We start from the raw sequence: 14,669 nt of genomic DNA, 5'->3' as shown, positions 1-14,669 counted from the left end.
AGCGATTGTTGTAGACATGGTTACGGATTGACATGCAAAAGTCCCAACAACCCGTCAATCCCGCGGCATCTTTTTGGCATAGGCATGGAATATGGTTTCCGAATTGAAACTGTCGTTTTCGAAATTTGAAAAGATTGTCGACGGCATCGCCGTCATCTTCACCAATGCTGATCTGGCCGTATCGGCCGAAACGGAGGCTGCTCTACCCGGAGTGGAGAGCCTGGTCAAACGTGCGGCTGCGGCGGACAATTTCAAGGGGGCCGCGCTCGCTTCCCTCGACATTCTCGCACCCGCCGAGTTGCCGGTGGATCGCCTGATCGTCGTCTCCCTCGGCAAGACCGAGGAAATCGCCGGCACCGATTGGGTCAAGGCGGGGGGCAGCGTCGCCGGCAAGCTGCCGGCGTCGGCAAAGGCGGCGACCATCGTACTGGACATTCCCGGTGGCGGAGTCACGGCAGATCAGGCGGCCGATTTCTCGCTCGGTGCCCGGCTGAGGACCTATGGTTTCGAGCGCTATAAGACGAAGAAGAAGGACGAAAAGGCGACCAAGAGCCTGGCTCTGACCGTCCTGTGCGCCCATGATGGCCATGTTCGCAAAGCCGGCAAGAGCCGTGAAGCGATTGCCGAGGGGGTCAATCTTGCCCGCGATCTCGTCAACGAGCCGCCGAACGTGCTCTTCCCCGAGGAACTCGCCAAGCGCGCCTCCAAGCTTGCCGAACTCGGCGTCGAGATCGAGGTGCTCGACGAAAAGGCGATGAAGAAACTCGGCATGGGCGCTCTGCTCGGCGTCGGCCAGGGCTCCAGGCACGAGAGCCGCCTCGTCGTCATGCGCTGGAACGGCGCCAAGGACGCTGATGCCAAGCCGGTTGCCTTCATCGGCAAGGGCGTCACCTTCGATACCGGCGGCATCTCGATCAAGCCGGCCGCGAGCATGGAGGACATGAAGGGCGACATGGGCGGCGCGGCCTGCGTGGTCGGTCTCATGCATGCGCTGGCCGCACGCAAGGCCAAGGTCAATGCCATCGGCGCCATCGGGATCGTCGAGAATATGCCGGATGGCGATGCCCAGCGCCCCGGTGACATCGTGACGTCGATGTCCGGCCAGACGATCGAGATCATCAACACCGACGCGGAAGGCCGCCTCGTGCTCGCCGACGTGCTCTGGTACATCCAGGACAGGTACAAGCCGCAATTCATGGTGAACCTGGCGACGCTCACAGGCGCCATCCTCGTGGCCCTTGGACAGGAGCATGCCGGCCTGTTCTCGAACAATGACGAACTCGCCAACAGGCTGCACAGCGCCGGCCAGTCGACGGGAGAGCGTGTCTGGCGCATGCCGCTCGGCCCGGAATATGACAAGCTGATCGATTCGCGCTTCGCCGACATGAAGAATACCGGTGGCCGCAATGGCGGATCGATCACGGCGGCCCAGTTCCTGCAGCGCTTCGTCAACAATACGCCCTGGGCTCACCTCGACATCGCCGGGACCGCCATCAGCGCGCCGGCGACGGAGACCAATCGCAGCTGGGGATCGGGCTGGGGCGTGCGGCTGCTCGACCGTCTCGTAGAGGAGCACTACGAGGCGTGAAGATAACGCTGTTCGGAACACCCGAGAGTGTCTACACCCGCATTGCAAGATTGATTCTCGAGGCTAAGAAGCGCCCCTATGGCTTTGTGCTTGCCGACGTTTTCGGGGATCGCGTGCCTGCAGACTATGCGGTACGGCATCCTTTCCGGAGAATTCCGAGCATAGAGATCGATGGTATCAATCTTTATGAAACGGACGCCATCGCTCACTATCTTGAGGCTGTCTGTCCGCTACCCGCGATGCTTCCGGATGATCCGCTGGAGGCGGCCCGAATGCGCCAGATCATGCGGGTGATCGACGCGTACGGCTATCGCGCCCTGGTGTGGAACGTCTATGTCCCACAGTGGTGGAGGGGAGGAACTCCGCCGGAGCCGGAAGCCCTGGCCGCGGGCCTGCAAGTGCTGCAGGCTCTGGACGCGCTGATGACGCCGGTATTCCGAGCCTCTCCGCCAACGCTCGGCTGGTGTTATCTAGCCGCCGTGCTTGCGGTGGCGGACAGTGTCGCACCCGGCGCCGGGTTGATCGACCAGGTCCCCTTGATGCGGTCGTGGTGGAACGGTATTCGGGAGTGTCCGCTCATGATCGCCACGCGTTCCGATGAAAGCCTGTACTGAACCGGGAGGAGCGGATGACCGAGTTGCTCTTCTACCACCTGCAGCGCGCACCACTCGACAAGGTGTTGCCCGGCTTGCTGGAGAAATCGCTCCAGCGAGGCTGGCGTTGCGCCGTCCAGGGGCCACCTGAACGCCTGCGCGCCCTCGACGACACGCTCTGGACCTATGGTGACGAGACCTTCCTGCCGCATGGCCTGGAGAGCGACGATGGGCCGGCCCAGCCGATCGTGCTGGTGAGCCATGACGGCAATCCAAACGAGGCGGCCATCCGGTTCCTGATTGACGGGGCGCCCCTGCCGCCCGACGCGACAAGCTATGAGCGCATCGTTCTCCTGTTCGACGGCAATGACACCGATGCGGTGCAAGGCGCGCGCGAGCATTGGAAGGAGGCCAAGACGCTCGGCTTCACTGCTACCTACTGGCAGCAGAGCGACGAGGGGCGCTGGGAGAAGAAGGCGTGAGTTTTGTCGGGCAATGCGGTGAAGTCTGTTCCGGTGATGCAGGCTTTCGTTTAATTCATTGATATCGAGGGATTTTATAGGCTTCGGTCGCTTACCCGGTGGTAATGGCTATCCTTTCAGCTGGGCGAGTACACCGGCAATGTCGCCCATGCCCCAATGTTCCGCGATTCTGCCGTCCCGGATCCTGAAGATGTCGCAGGACGTAAAACGCAGTATCTTGCCCGTCGGAGCGACACCGAAATAGGGACCGCGATGGGTGCCGGCATAGACGAAGCTCGCCGCTACCTTGTCGTTCGCTGCGAGCTGCGCCTCGATGGTGACCTGCAGGTCGGGCAACGCGATGAGACGGGCCTTGAAGAAGGCCACCGTCCCCTGCTTGGGTGTGGCCCCTGCCGGAGGCGGTGCGGCCGCACTGACCTGATGATTGACGTAGTCATCGGCGAAGAGGGCGGCAAAGCCCTCGATGTCATGAGCGTTCAGCCGGGCGGCGAAGCGGTCTGCCAGGCTGTCGGAAGCGGCCTGCGCGTGTGCGGCCAGGGACACGGCGCCGGCCAGCGACAATCCGCCGATGATGATCTGCCTGCGATCCATGGTCTTCCTCCTGTCCGGTGCATGGACGCTACACCAGCTCAGGGCCGCGGAGGAACCGAGCTGGTGCTGCACATCGAACAAGATCGGGTGATCGCTCAGCGACCGTAGAGCACCGTGATGCTTGCCGACCCGAGGGCATTGGCGCGGGTCAGGAAGCCGATCATGGCGCCACCCGCCCCGCTGTCGAGACCGAGCTTGTCGACCTTCAGCGCAGTGACGGTCACGATATAGCGATGGGCCGGCCCGGGGGGTGGGCAGGCGCCCATGAAGGCTGGCTGACCGGCATCGTTGGCACCTTGCAAAGCTCCTTGCGGCAGGTCGTTGCCGCCGGCAGCGCCCGCGCCCCGGGGAAGCGCCTTCACCGTGGCGGGAATGTCGAACACCGTCCAGTGCCACCAGCCGGAACCGGTCGGTGCGTCCGGATCATAGACGGTCACGACGAAACTCTTCGTCCCGGCGGGAGCATTGCGCCATGACAGGGCTGGCGAGAGATTGCCGCCTGTGCAGCCAAACAAATTCGCGACCTGCGCGGCCGGCAATGCGCCGCCCTCGCGCAGATCGGGGCTCGTCAGCTCGAACGAAAAGGCCGGCACGGGTGCACAGAGGCAGAAGGTGGCGATCGCCGGCAACGAGCCGCGGAACAGTTTGTCTGCCTGCATGATATCCTCCATTGGACGCGTCCCTTTCGTGGGCGCCGAATGGAGGCAGTGTTTCATTCTGCGGCGAGGGGTGCAGCGCCGGGTTGATCGGATATTGTGCCGTTTCGCTCAAAATGACCTCCCCGGCCCCGGATAGCGCTGGGCGGAAAGTCGAAGCGAGCACGAAAGCGAGCGGCAAAACGCGACGGTGAATCATAGCCGACGTCGAGGGCGATCGTCGTCACGGGCCTGTCGGTCGACTGGAGCAACGACAGCGCGGCGGTCATGCGGACATCGACGAGAAGCTGTCCGAAGCTGGTGCCGGCAGCGGCGAGCCGCCGGCGCAGACTTGGTTCGCTCATGCAGAGCAGTTCGGCCGCATCGCCGGCGCGCCAGTTCCGGGCCGGATCGGCCGCCAGGGCCTTGCGCAGCCGTGCCGGCGTGCTGGCCGGAGCCGCAACCGGAACGAAGCGATAGCCCGCAAAGGCGAGCCACAGCAGCACCTCGCCCACTCGCGCCGCTGCGACGGCATCGGGCAAATCCGCGCCGGCGGCGATGGCCGCGCCGGCTCTTTGGCAAGCCTCCCCGAAGCCTTCCGGCAAGTTCCCGAGCAGCAGGATGTCCTGGACGGCACGGCCCTCCTGAATGGTGAGGCCCTGGACGAGTTCGCTGCCGAAATTCAATGCGAAGGCCTCGTATGGCCCCTCCAGTCCCGGCTCGTTGACGACGTCGAAATCGATGCCGTCGGGAATGAGAACGACCTGTCCCGCATCGGCCGCTATCGCGGCACCGCGACGGCGCATGATCTTGCGCCCCCTGAGGACCAGGACGGCGCCCGGGCCTGGCGAAGCCAGGCGCCGACAGAGCAGGGGCGCTTGTTGCACCACATGGGCGGTGTCGCCGATTCCCTCGCGCCGGTGCAGCCGGCGTCCGAGAGAGGGGGTATATCGAGAGGAGGACATGCCCCCATCGAATCGCGCAGCCGTTCCGTCGTCAAGGGCGTAGCGGTTTGCCTCCACGCTGCCGCTCAGGCGCCGGCGTCTTCCAGTGCGGCGCTCGCCTCCAGCCAAGCTTCTTCGGCCAGCAGCAGGCGCTCGGCGGCCGTGGCACGAGCCTTCGCCATCTCCGCTGCCCTCTCGGGCGATTTCTCGAACAGGCCGGGACGGGCCAGCTTCTCGTCGAGATCGACGATGATGGCCTGGAGCTTATCCATGGCCATCTCTATCTGCTTCACCCTTTCTCGACTGGAGGCGAACTGGGCGCGCCTCGCGGCGTTGCTTTGGCGCTGGGTCGGCTCGTTCGCACGGTCGCTCTTCTCGACGGCCGGCTTGGCCAGCACCAGGCGGCGATAATCCTCCATGTCGCCTTCGAAGGGCTTCACCGTACCGTTGCCTACCAGCCACAGCCGGTCGACGCAGGCTTCCAGGAGATACCGGTCGTGGCTGATGAGGATGACCGCACCGGGATAGTCGTTGAGCGCCTGGACGAGTGCCTGGCGGCTGTCGATGTCGAGATGGTTCGTCGGCTCGTCCAGGATCAATAGGTGCGGGCCGCCGAAAGTCGCGAGGCCCATGAGAAGGCGCGCCTTCTCACCGCCGGAGAGGTTGTCCACCGGCGTGTCCGCCTTGTCGGCGCCAAAGCCGATCTGCGCCGTACGGGCGCGGATCTGGGCCTCGGTAGCTTCTTTCATCAACTCGGCGACATGGTCGCGTGCGGTTGCGCGTGGATTGAGCTCGTCGAGCTGGTGCTGGGCGAAATAGGCGACCTTCAGGCTCGAAGCCCGCCGTGCCCTGCCGCTCATCGAATCTAGACGCCCGGCCAGCAGCTTGGCGAAGGTCGACTTGCCGTTGCCGTTCGAGCCGAGCAGGCCGATGCGATCCTCGTTGTCCACCGAGAGGTCCAGGCGCGACAGCACCGTGCGGTCGCCATAGCCCGCGCTGGCACCTTCCAGGGCAATGATGGGCGGCGACAGCGGCTTGGCGGGTGCCGGAAAGTCGAAGGGTTTCACCTCGTCGTCGATCAGGGCGGACACGGGTTCCATGCGCGCCAGCATCTTCATGCGTGACTGGGCCTGGACGGCCTTGGAAGCCTTGGCCTTGAATCGATCGATGAAGGATTGAATGTGGCGGCGTTGATCTTCCTGCTTTTTCCTGAGCTTCAGGCTGAGGGCCTGCTTTTCTCGGCGCTGCTTTTCGAAACCGTCATAGCCGCCGCGGTAAAGCTCGAGCCTGCCCTCGCTGAGATGCAGGATGTAGTCGACCGAGGCGTTGAGAAGGTCACGGTCGTGGCTGATCACCACCACGGTGTGGGGGTAGGCGGCGAGGTAGTCCTGTAGCCAGAGCGTGCCTTCCAGGTCGAGATAGTTGGTAGGCTCGTCGAGCAGGAGCAGGTCCGGCTCGGTGAAGAGCAGGGCGGCCAGGGCGACGCGCATGCGCCAGCCGCCCGAGAATTCCGAACAGGCGCGGCTCTGCGCTTCGTGGTCGAAGCCCAGGCCGGCGAGGATGGTGGCGGCCCGGGCGGGAGCCGCATGGGCCCCCTTGTCGGCCAGGCGCGTCTGGATCTCGGCAATCCGGTGAGGATCACTGGCGGTCTCCGCCTCGGCAAGGAGAGCGGTACGCTCCTCATCCGCGGCGAGCACCACGTCGATCAGGCTTTCCGGCCCGCCCGGCGCCTCCTGTGCGACCCGGCCGATACGCATGCCCCTCGGCACCGAGACCGTGCCGAGGTCGGGCGAGACTTCGCCCATGATCATCCGGAAAAGAGTAGTCTTGCCGGTGCCGTTGCGGCCGAGGAAGCCGACGCGCGCGTCCGGCGGCAGCGCCACTGTGGCGTTGTCGAAGAGGACACGAGGTCCCAGGCGATAGGTGAGGCCGTTGACATGCAGCATGGCGGGCTTTTGGCACGAGCGGCGCGGCGGGGCAATGGCCTGGGCCGGAGAGGGAGGGCGTCCGCCGCGCTCGCAAGTCCGCGAGAAGACTAATCAAACGCTTACGCTTCGTGAGTTGGCGGGCTGGTCTTGCCTGCTATTGGAGCCTTCCCCGTGTGCCGGCAGCCCATTTTGTAGGCTTTCTACTCGCGAATCATGCGTTTGATTCATGGCTTTGTAGGGGAATCATGTTATTTCATCCGCTTGTAGCGAACGGCGAGGTATAATATTAGGGGATTTCCCCAGCGTTAGGCTACGAACCCGGGCGAAAGTAGAAATTGGTCCATGAAGATGGATCGATAACGGTGTGAACCAGACAATATCTCGATAACAAGCCCATATGGATTAGACATGATTAAAAAACTCGCGGCAGAGTTCTTTGGAACGTTCTGGTTGGTTTTCGGTGGCTGTGGCGCCGCCGTCCTTGCGGCAGCTTTCCCGCAGCTGGGTATCGGCTTCGTGGGTGTTGCCTTCGCCTTCGGTCTGACGGTCCTGACCATGGCCTTCGCGGTCGGCGGTATTTCCGGCGGCCATTTCAACCCGGCCGTCTCGCTCGGGCTGGCCGTCGGCGGCCGTTTGAGCTGGGGCGAACTCATCCCTTACTGGATTGCGCAGGTCGTGGGCGGCTTCGTCGGCGCGGCGGTGCTCTATGCTATCGCTACCGGCAAGCCTGGCTTTGAGGTGGGCGGCTTTGCTTCCAACGGCTACGGCGATCTCTCGCCCGGCAAATATAGTCTGATCGCCTGCCTGATCGCGGAGATCGTGCTCACGGCCGCCTTCATCGTCATCATCCTGGGCTCGACGTCCAAGGTCGCGCCGGCCGGGTTCGCGCCGATCGCCATCGGTCTTGGCCTTACGCTGATCCACCTGATATCGATCCCGGTCACCAATACCTCGGTGAATCCGGCCCGCTCGACGGCGGTTGCCTTCTTCGCGCAGACCGGCGCGGTGAGCCAGCTCTGGCTGTTCTGGGTCGCTCCCTTGGCGGGTGCCGTCGTAGGCGCCCTGATCTGGAAGGTGCTGCTCGAGCCTGAAGAAGCCTGAGACCGATCCCTCCTGAGATAACGCACGCGGCGACCGGCGATCCGGTCGCCGCTTTCGCTTGGAGGGATGGAAAGTCCGTACCGCCGGGGGTTGAAGCCGGGCAGGGGGCTGGCTATAAGCCGCTCACCTCAACCGCAAGCAATCAGGACGACCATGGCAATCGAGCGTACCTTTTCGATCATCAAGCCCGACGCGACCAAGCGCAATCTCACCGGTGCGATCAACGCCGTGTTCGAGAAGGCCGATCTGCGCATCGTCGCCCAGAAGCGCGTCCGCATGACCCGCGAACAGGCCGAGACCTTCTACGGTGTGCACAAGGAGCGTCCGTTCTTCGGAGAGCTCGTCGAGTTCATGATTTCCGCTCCGGTGGTCGTGCAGGTTCTGGAAGGCGAGAATGCGGTCGCCAAGCATCGCGAAGTGATGGGCGCCACCAATCCGGCCAATGCGGCGGAAGGCACCGTGCGCAAGCTCTTCGCGCTGTCGGTCGGCGAGAATTCCGTGCATGGCTCGGACTCGCTGGACAATGCCAAGATCGAAATCGCCCAGTTCTTCTCGGGCAACGAGATCGTCGGCTGAGGACCTCGGCCATCGCGGGCGCCCGTGCCCGCAGCGAGGTATCTGGTGCCAGGGCCCATGCGGCTTCCTTCTGCGTGCCAGCGACGCATCGAGGCGGACCCTGTGTCCGCCTTTTTTATTTCATATTCATTTTCTACTAAATCTATAGAAATTAATTGACATACCATCCGAGGCGACGCAGGGTAGGAATGCAGGGGATGACAGGTCTTGTTCGGAGGCCGCCCCGCCTTTGACGAAGAGGGGAAAGCCATGATGTCCTGTTGCTGTTGAGACCGGCTTTCGGCTGCTACATGCGGCCTGCTTCCTCCTAATCGTTCCTTTTCGTCAGACTTCGACCCGCGCATCACATGTTCGCGGCCGGGCTGGCTGTTGCCTCAAGGATCTCTCATGTCTTCCATCAACCGCCGTCTGCTGCTGGCCGCCGGTCTCGCGCTCGGCTATGCCCTGGCAATCCCGGCCTTCGCGGCCGACAACAAGGTCACCATCGGTTTCCAGACGGGGGTGGACCCCGCAAAGGTAGCCCAGGCCGCAGGGGACTATGAAAAAGCCACCGGCTGGACGATCGAGTGGCGCAAATTCGATTCCGGCGCCGATGTTATCACTGCCATCGCCTCGGGCGACGTTCAGATCGGTTATGTCGGCTCCAGCCCTCTTGCCGCGGCGGCCAGCCGCAAGCTGCCGATAGAAACCATCTTCGTCGCTGCCCTGCTCGGTGAGTCCGAGGAACTCGTGGTGCGCGACGATATCAAGGATCCCAAGGATCTCGTCGGAAAGAAGATTGGCACGCCTTTCGTGTCCACGTCGCATTACAGCTTGCTGGCAGCGCTGAAGCATTGGGGCATCGACCCCAAATCCGTGCAGATTCTCAATCTTCGCCCGCCTGAACTCGCGGCTGCCTTCGAGCGCGGCGACGTAGACGGAGGCTATGTCTGGGATCCCGCCCTCGGCAAGCTCAAGGAAAAGGGCAAGGTTCTTGTCTCGTCGGCCGATGTGGCCAAATGGGGCGCGCCGACCTTCGATGCCTGGATCGCCAGCACGGACTTCTCGAAGGCACATCCCGATGTGGTGACCGCCTTCGTCAAGGTCACGGGCGAGGCCTACAAGGCCTATCGCGACCATCCCGATGCGTGGAATGCCGGTTCCGACCAGGCCAAGGCCATCGCCCGCATAACCGGATCCAAGCCCGAGGACGTCCCCGGCCTCCTGAAGTCGAATATCTGGCCGCTCCTGGCCGAGCAGTCCTCGCCGGAATTGCTGGGCGGAGCGTCCGTCAAGGCCATTGCGGATACGGCGGCGTTCCTTGCCGAGCAGAAGAAGATCCCGGCCGTGCTGCCCGATTATTCGGCCTATGTAAACAAGGCCTATGCCGCTCAAGCCCTGACGAAACTCTCCTCCCAATAGGCTTCGTGGGCCTGCCGGCCCCGGGAGTTCCTTCCTCCCAGGGCCGGCCTTTTTATTCGCGATCCCGGGTGCGCCGAACGGTACGTTCCCTGGACGCCGTCTCCCAAGGAAATGTCATGTCTCCGCTCAGCCGCCGCGTCCTGCTGGCAGCAGGCCTCGCGCTTTCGTCCCTCCTGACCGGTCCGGCCCTTGCTGCCGACAAGAAGGTCACGATCGGCTATCAAACGGGTGTCGATCCTGCCAAGGCCTCGCAGGCTGCCGGCATCTACGAAAAGGAAACCGGCTGGGACATCACCTGGCGCAAGTTCGATTCCGGTGCGGACGTGATCGCTGCCATGGCTTCGGGCGATGTGCAGATCGGCAATATCGGGTCGAGCCCCCTTGCCGCCGCCAACAGCCGCAACCTGCCGATCGTATCGGTCTTCGTCGTCTCGCTGATCGGCGAATCCGAGGAACTGGTGGTTCGCGATGGCTCGGGTATCAGGGAGCCGGGCGACCTGGTCGGCAAGAAGGTGGGCGTCCCGTTCGTTTCCACCTCCCACTACAGCCTGCTGGCGGCGCTCAAGCATTGGAATATCGATCCGAAATCCGTGCAGGTCCTCAATCTGCGTCCGCCGGAACTGGCGGCGGCCTATGACCGTGGCGACATCGATGCCGGCTATGTCTGGGATCCCGCCCTGAGCAAGCTGAAGGCGAAGGGCAAGGTGCTCGTCTCGTCCCAGCAGGTGGCGGAATGGGGCGCGCCGACCTTCGACGTCTGGGCCGTCCGGAAGGAGTTCGCCGAGGCCCATCCCGATTTCATCACCGCATTCGTGAAGATCACCGGCGAGGCTTACCAGGCCTATCGCGACGATCCGGCTGCCTGGACGGCGGAGTCCGACAAGGCGGCGGGGATCGCGCGCTTGACGGGGTCGAAGCCGGAGGACGTACCGGGGCTCTTGAAGTCCAATGTCTGGCCGCTCCTGAGCGAGCAGGCCGGCCCGGCCCTGCTCGGAGGCGGTACGGCGAAGGCCATCGCCGATACCGCTGCCTTCCTGGTGGAGCAGAAGAAGATCCCGGCGGCGCTGCCCGACTATTCGGCCTTCGTCACCAAACGCTTCGTGGACGAGGCGCTTGCCAAGCCGCCCACGCAATGACCGCTCTTCCCGCCGGCCCGGGCGTTTCGCCCGGCCGGCCTTCTCGATCGATAGAGGCATCCCGCCGTGTCCGTGCTTTCCGCTCAAGACGTCAACGTGCTCTACCAGGGGCGTGCCGGCCGTTCGGTGACGGCGCTGAGCAATGTCTCCCTCACCATCGAATCCGGCGAGTTCGTGGTCGCCGTGGGAGCCTCCGGCTGCGGCAAGACCACGCTGTTGAAGCTCTTTGCGGGCTTTCTGTCACCGACCTCCGGCTCGATCTCGCTCGGCGGCAAGCCGGTGGAGGGACCGGGCGGCGATCGCGGGGTGGTATTCCAGGATGACGCCCTGTTCCCCTGGCTGACGGTGCGCGGCAATATTGAGTTCGGCCCGAAGATGGCGGGTCTTGGCGCTGCCGAGCGCAAGCAACGTTGTGGACGCATCATCGATCTCGTCGGGCTCGCCGATTTTGCCAATCACCGAGTATGGGAGTTGTCGGGCGGCATGCGCCAGCGTGTCGGCATGGCCCGCGCGCTCGCCAACGAACCCGCGATCCTCCTGATGGACGAGCCCCTCGGAGCGCTCGATGCGCTAACCCGCGAGAAGATGCAGGAGTTGCTCATCCGGCTCTGGGACCGCACGAAGCGGAGCGTGTTCCTGATCACCCACAGCGTTGAGGAAGCGATCTTCCTGGCCACGCGCATCGTCGTGCTGTCGCCGCGACCGGGGCGCATCACCCGCGAATTCCACACCGATTTCTCACGGCGCGTCCTCGCCGGTGAGAACAGCCGCTCCATCAAATCCGATCCTGCCTTCGTCGCCTTGCGCGAGCAGGTGCTCGCCGCCGTGCTGAAGGGAGCCGACGCATGACCGATCTCGCCAATTCCAGCAGCCTCAGCGATCTCGCCGGCAAGGACGGCAAGGACGCTCCCGGCAAGGCTTCCGCCCTCGGCGCCGGTCCCGTGCGCGTGATCACCATCCTCGCCTTGCTGGTCCTTTGGTCCGCAGCCACCTATTTCGAGTGGCTTCCCGCCTTCTATCTTCCGTCGCCGCGTGCGGTGTTCGATCAGCTCTATATCGTCGCTACCGAGGGCTACGCCGACGCGACGCTGCTGCAGCATTTCGATGCCAGCCTCTGGCGCATCCTTGGGGCACTGCTGATCGCCTTTGCCACCGCCGTGCCGGCGGGCATCGCCATCGGTCTCAGTCCCATCGCGCGCGGCATCCTCGATCCCATCATCGAATTCCTGCGCCCGGTTCCCCCGCTCGCCTACCTGCCGCTCGTGGTGATCTGGTGCGGAATCGGCGAGACGACCAAGGTGCTGATCATCCTGATTGCGATCTTCGCGCCGGTGGCGATCACCACGGCGGCCGGAGTGGCTACCGTGCCCACGGACCGGCTCGATGCGGCCCGTGCGCTGGGAGCCGGGAAATGGCAGGTGCTGCGGCATGTCATCCTGCCCAACGCGCTGCCCTCGATCCTGACGGGGGTGCGGATCGGCCTCGGGGTGGGTTGGTCCACCCTGATCGCCGCCGAGCTGGTGGCGGCCTCGCGGGGCCTCGGCATCATGATCAAGACTGCCTCGGACTTCCTGCAGACGGATATCGTCGTCCTCGGCATCTTCGTGATCGCCCTGGTGGCGATCGCCTTCGAATGGATCGTCCGGCTGACGGAGAGGATCTTGGTGCCCTGGCACGGCAAGGCATAGGCGTGGTGGCCCTCAACACCCGTGTCCGCGGTGTGGGTTGACCCTCCCCGCAAGCCAGGGGAGGGGGAAAATGTGCTTCCGGGTGCACCGTGCGGCGCCGGTCAGCCCAGCTCGATCGTATCGACGCGATCAGGGTAAAAGGCCACGTAGTCCTTGATGTCGTGCATGGCCGGATGGGGCGTCTCATAGGTCCAGATCGCGTTCACCGAACGCTCGCCGCCAGAGGGAATGCTGTAGTAGGAGGCTTCGCCCTTGTAAGGGCAGTAGGTGGTGTGGTCGGTACGCTGGAGCAGCGACATGTCGACATCGCCGCGCGGGATATAGAGCACCGCCGGATAGCTCGCTTCCTTGAGGCTGAGCGCATGGCGGGAATCGGCGACCACCTTGCCGGCGACGGTCACCACGACATGGGCGGAACTCGCCGTGAGGGTGATGGGATGGTCGGGGCCGGGTATCCTGACAGGCTTTTCCATGGCTGAGACTCCTATTCGGCGACGATGACGACGTCCTGGGTGGCACACACCTTGGAGCGGCGCTGGCCGAGGCCCGCCGCGAGCAGTGCGCCGCAGCAATGGCAGGCGGCAATCGCCAGCAATGTGAAGGCGAAGGCGGTGCCGATGGCGTTCGGATCCGAGCGTGTGCCCAGCAACGTGTAGAAGAGACCGCCCAGCACGGCCACGCTGATCGCGGCGCTCACCTGCAGGGTGGAATTGACGACACCACCCACCAGGCCGGCGTGGCGCGGGCCGACGCGTTCCACGATGACACGCATCATGGTCGGCATGGTCATGCCCATGCCGAAGCCGATCAAGGCGAGGGTCGGGGCGATCAGGGCCAGCGGCGGCAGGACTCCGGCGGGAGAGGACAGAATGACGGCTGCGCTCGCTGCCGTACCAAGGGCCGACAGGCCGTAGCCGAGGGAAGGTGCACTGCCGCCCGCCCTGCGTCCGATCGCAGGGCTGAAGGTCGAGCCGGCCAGGAAGCCCGCCGAGAAAGGCAGGATGGCAAGGCCCGCCTGCAGGGCGGTGTAGCCGAGGGCGCTCTGCAGATAGATCGAATAGGTGAGGAAGAAGGTGGCCATCGCGTAGAGCGTCAGGATGGCGCCAATGCCCCGCGTGAGGCCGGGCAGCCGGAAGATCTCCAGGTCGATCAGGGGATCGCCGCCCGCCCGCGCGAGGCGGAGTTCGTAGCGGCGGAAGAGCTCGACGAAGACCGGCGTCGCCAGGAGCATGACGATCGACCAGGCGGGCCAGCCGCGCTCTCTACCTTCGACCAGCGGCAGGACCAGGCTTGACAGGGCGAGGCTGGACAGCACCACGCCGCCAAGATCGAGGCGCGGGCGATGCTCGCCGCGCGTCTCGCGCAGTAGCGGGATGGCGGCGATGAAGGCGACGAGGGAGATCGGCAGGTTGATGAGGAAGATCAGGCGCCAGCCGAAACCGTCCACGTCTGCTCCCACCAGCGCACCTCCGAGCAATTGACCGACGATGGAGGACAGGCCCAGCACGATGCCGTAGATGCTCAGCGCCCGCCCGCGCTCATGCGCAGGGAAAAGGGCGTGCACGGAGGCGAGCGCCTGCGGCGCCATGGCCGCGGCCGCCAGGGCCTGGAGCATGCGGGCGCCGATCAGTACCGATGGAGACCATGCGAGGCCGCACAGGGCCGAGGCGAAGGCGAAGCCCGCGAGGCCGATCATGAAGATCGACTTCCGGCCGAAGATATCCCCGAGGCGTCCGCCGGTGATCAGGAACACGGCATAGACGACGGCATAGCCGGAGATAACCAGCTGGACGTCGGCAGCCGTGCTGCCGAGCCCCTTGGTGATGGACGGCATGGCGACGTTCACGATGAAGAAGTCGAGGGGAGCGAGAAACGCGCCTGTGAGGAGGATCGCCAGGGCCGACCAGCGATGCGGGTCGAGACCATCGGACGTCCGTTGTGGTGCTTGAGTTGAAGGGACTGCCGTGTCCGGCATCGAGAAACCTCGTTCGTTCTGAAAATAATTC

At 64.3% G+C, this 14,669-nt stretch carries 15 protein-coding genes; 9 read left to right on the top strand and 6 right to left on the bottom strand.

What is annotated here, in order from left to right; genetic code table 11:
- Nucleotides 1–91: 91 nt before the first annotated feature.
- Genes AC6H34_RS29555 through AC6H34_RS29545 form a run of 3 tightly spaced genes read left to right on the top strand, consistent with a single transcriptional unit; the run spans nt 92 to nt 2,663 of the window.
- Nucleotides 92–1,588 (top strand): leucyl aminopeptidase, encoded by a 1,497-nt coding sequence (locus AC6H34_RS29555; protein ID WP_497541222.1) that lies wholly within the window; start codon nt 92–94, stop codon nt 1,586–1,588.
- Nucleotides 1,585–2,202 (top strand): glutathione S-transferase family protein, encoded by a 618-nt coding sequence (locus tag AC6H34_RS29550; protein WP_497541221.1) that lies wholly within the window; start codon nt 1,585–1,587, stop codon nt 2,200–2,202. Before AC6H34_RS29555 ends, AC6H34_RS29550 begins: the two co-directional genes overlap by 4 nt.
- A 14-nt stretch (nt 2,203–2,216) precedes the next feature.
- Nucleotides 2,217–2,663 (top strand): DNA polymerase III subunit chi, encoded by a 447-nt coding sequence (locus tag AC6H34_RS29545; protein WP_448148197.1) that lies wholly within the window; start codon nt 2,217–2,219, stop codon nt 2,661–2,663.
- A 108-nt stretch (nt 2,664–2,771) separates the two neighbouring features.
- Here the strand turns inward: AC6H34_RS29545 and AC6H34_RS29540 are convergent, their stop codons facing one another.
- The 4 genes from AC6H34_RS29540 to AC6H34_RS29525 form a co-directional block, all read right to left on the bottom strand.
- A complete protein-coding gene (locus tag AC6H34_RS29540; RefSeq protein WP_497541220.1) occupies nt 2,772–3,254 on the bottom strand; it encodes an ester cyclase in 483 nt (160 codons plus the stop codon).
- Nucleotides 3,255–3,349: 95 nt separating this feature from the next.
- Complete coding sequence (locus tag AC6H34_RS29535) at nt 3,350–3,913, bottom strand: YbhB/YbcL family Raf kinase inhibitor-like protein (RefSeq protein ID WP_497541219.1); 564 nt, start codon at nt 3,911–3,913, stop codon at nt 3,350–3,352.
- A 53-nt stretch (nt 3,914–3,966) separates the two neighbouring features.
- A complete protein-coding gene (locus AC6H34_RS29530) occupies nt 3,967–4,854 on the bottom strand; it encodes a helix-turn-helix transcriptional regulator (RefSeq protein ID WP_497541218.1) in 888 nt (295 codons plus the stop codon).
- Nucleotides 4,855–4,919: 65 nt separating this feature from the next.
- Nucleotides 4,920–6,779: an ABC-F family ATP-binding cassette domain-containing protein gene (locus tag AC6H34_RS29525; protein WP_497541217.1), complete on the bottom strand. Its 1,860-nt coding sequence runs from the start codon at nt 6,777–6,779 to the stop codon at nt 4,920–4,922.
- 390 nt (nt 6,780–7,169) lie between these two features.
- Here AC6H34_RS29525 and aqpZ point away from each other — a divergent pair, with 390 nt between their 5' ends.
- From aqpZ to AC6H34_RS29495, 6 genes are all read left to right on the top strand, one after another.
- Nucleotides 7,170–7,862 (top strand): aquaporin Z, encoded by a 693-nt coding sequence (aqpZ, locus tag AC6H34_RS29520; protein WP_448148192.1) that lies wholly within the window; start codon nt 7,170–7,172, stop codon nt 7,860–7,862.
- Nucleotides 7,863–8,015: 153 nt separating this feature from the next.
- A complete protein-coding gene (gene ndk, locus AC6H34_RS29515) occupies nt 8,016–8,438 on the top strand; it encodes a nucleoside-diphosphate kinase (protein WP_448148191.1) in 423 nt (140 codons plus the stop codon).
- Nucleotides 8,439–8,825: 387 nt separating this feature from the next.
- On the top strand, nt 8,826–9,839 hold the full coding sequence (tauA, locus tag AC6H34_RS29510) for a taurine ABC transporter substrate-binding protein (protein ID WP_497541216.1): 1,014 nt from the start codon (nt 8,826–8,828) through the stop codon (nt 9,837–9,839).
- A 116-nt stretch (nt 9,840–9,955) separates the two neighbouring features.
- Nucleotides 9,956–10,975: a taurine ABC transporter substrate-binding protein gene (gene tauA / locus AC6H34_RS29505; RefSeq protein WP_497541215.1), complete on the top strand. Its 1,020-nt coding sequence runs from the start codon at nt 9,956–9,958 to the stop codon at nt 10,973–10,975.
- Nucleotides 10,976–11,047: 72 nt separating this feature from the next.
- Complete coding sequence (locus tag AC6H34_RS29500; RefSeq protein ID WP_448151307.1) at nt 11,048–11,824, top strand: taurine ABC transporter ATP-binding protein; 777 nt, start codon at nt 11,048–11,050, stop codon at nt 11,822–11,824.
- Complete coding sequence (locus AC6H34_RS29495) at nt 11,821–12,663, top strand: ABC transporter permease subunit (RefSeq protein ID WP_448148188.1); 843 nt, start codon at nt 11,821–11,823, stop codon at nt 12,661–12,663. The genes AC6H34_RS29500 and AC6H34_RS29495 overlap by 4 nt, the downstream gene beginning before the upstream one ends.
- Before the next feature lie 101 nt (nt 12,664–12,764).
- On the opposite strand, the gene AC6H34_RS29490 is transcribed toward AC6H34_RS29495, so the two are convergent.
- Both AC6H34_RS29490 and AC6H34_RS29485 read right to left on the bottom strand, forming a co-directional pair.
- Nucleotides 12,765–13,136: a DUF427 domain-containing protein gene (locus tag AC6H34_RS29490; RefSeq protein WP_497541214.1), complete on the bottom strand. Its 372-nt coding sequence runs from the start codon at nt 13,134–13,136 to the stop codon at nt 12,765–12,767.
- Nucleotides 13,137–13,147: 11 nt separating this feature from the next.
- Complete coding sequence (locus tag AC6H34_RS29485) at nt 13,148–14,638, bottom strand: MFS transporter (protein ID WP_497541213.1); 1,491 nt, start codon at nt 14,636–14,638, stop codon at nt 13,148–13,150.
- Between the last annotated feature and the right edge of the window lie 31 nt (nt 14,639–14,669).

This window comes from Labrys sp. ALF-8, assembly GCF_059699065.1.
This window is presented reverse-complemented; position numbering and strand designations above follow the sequence as displayed.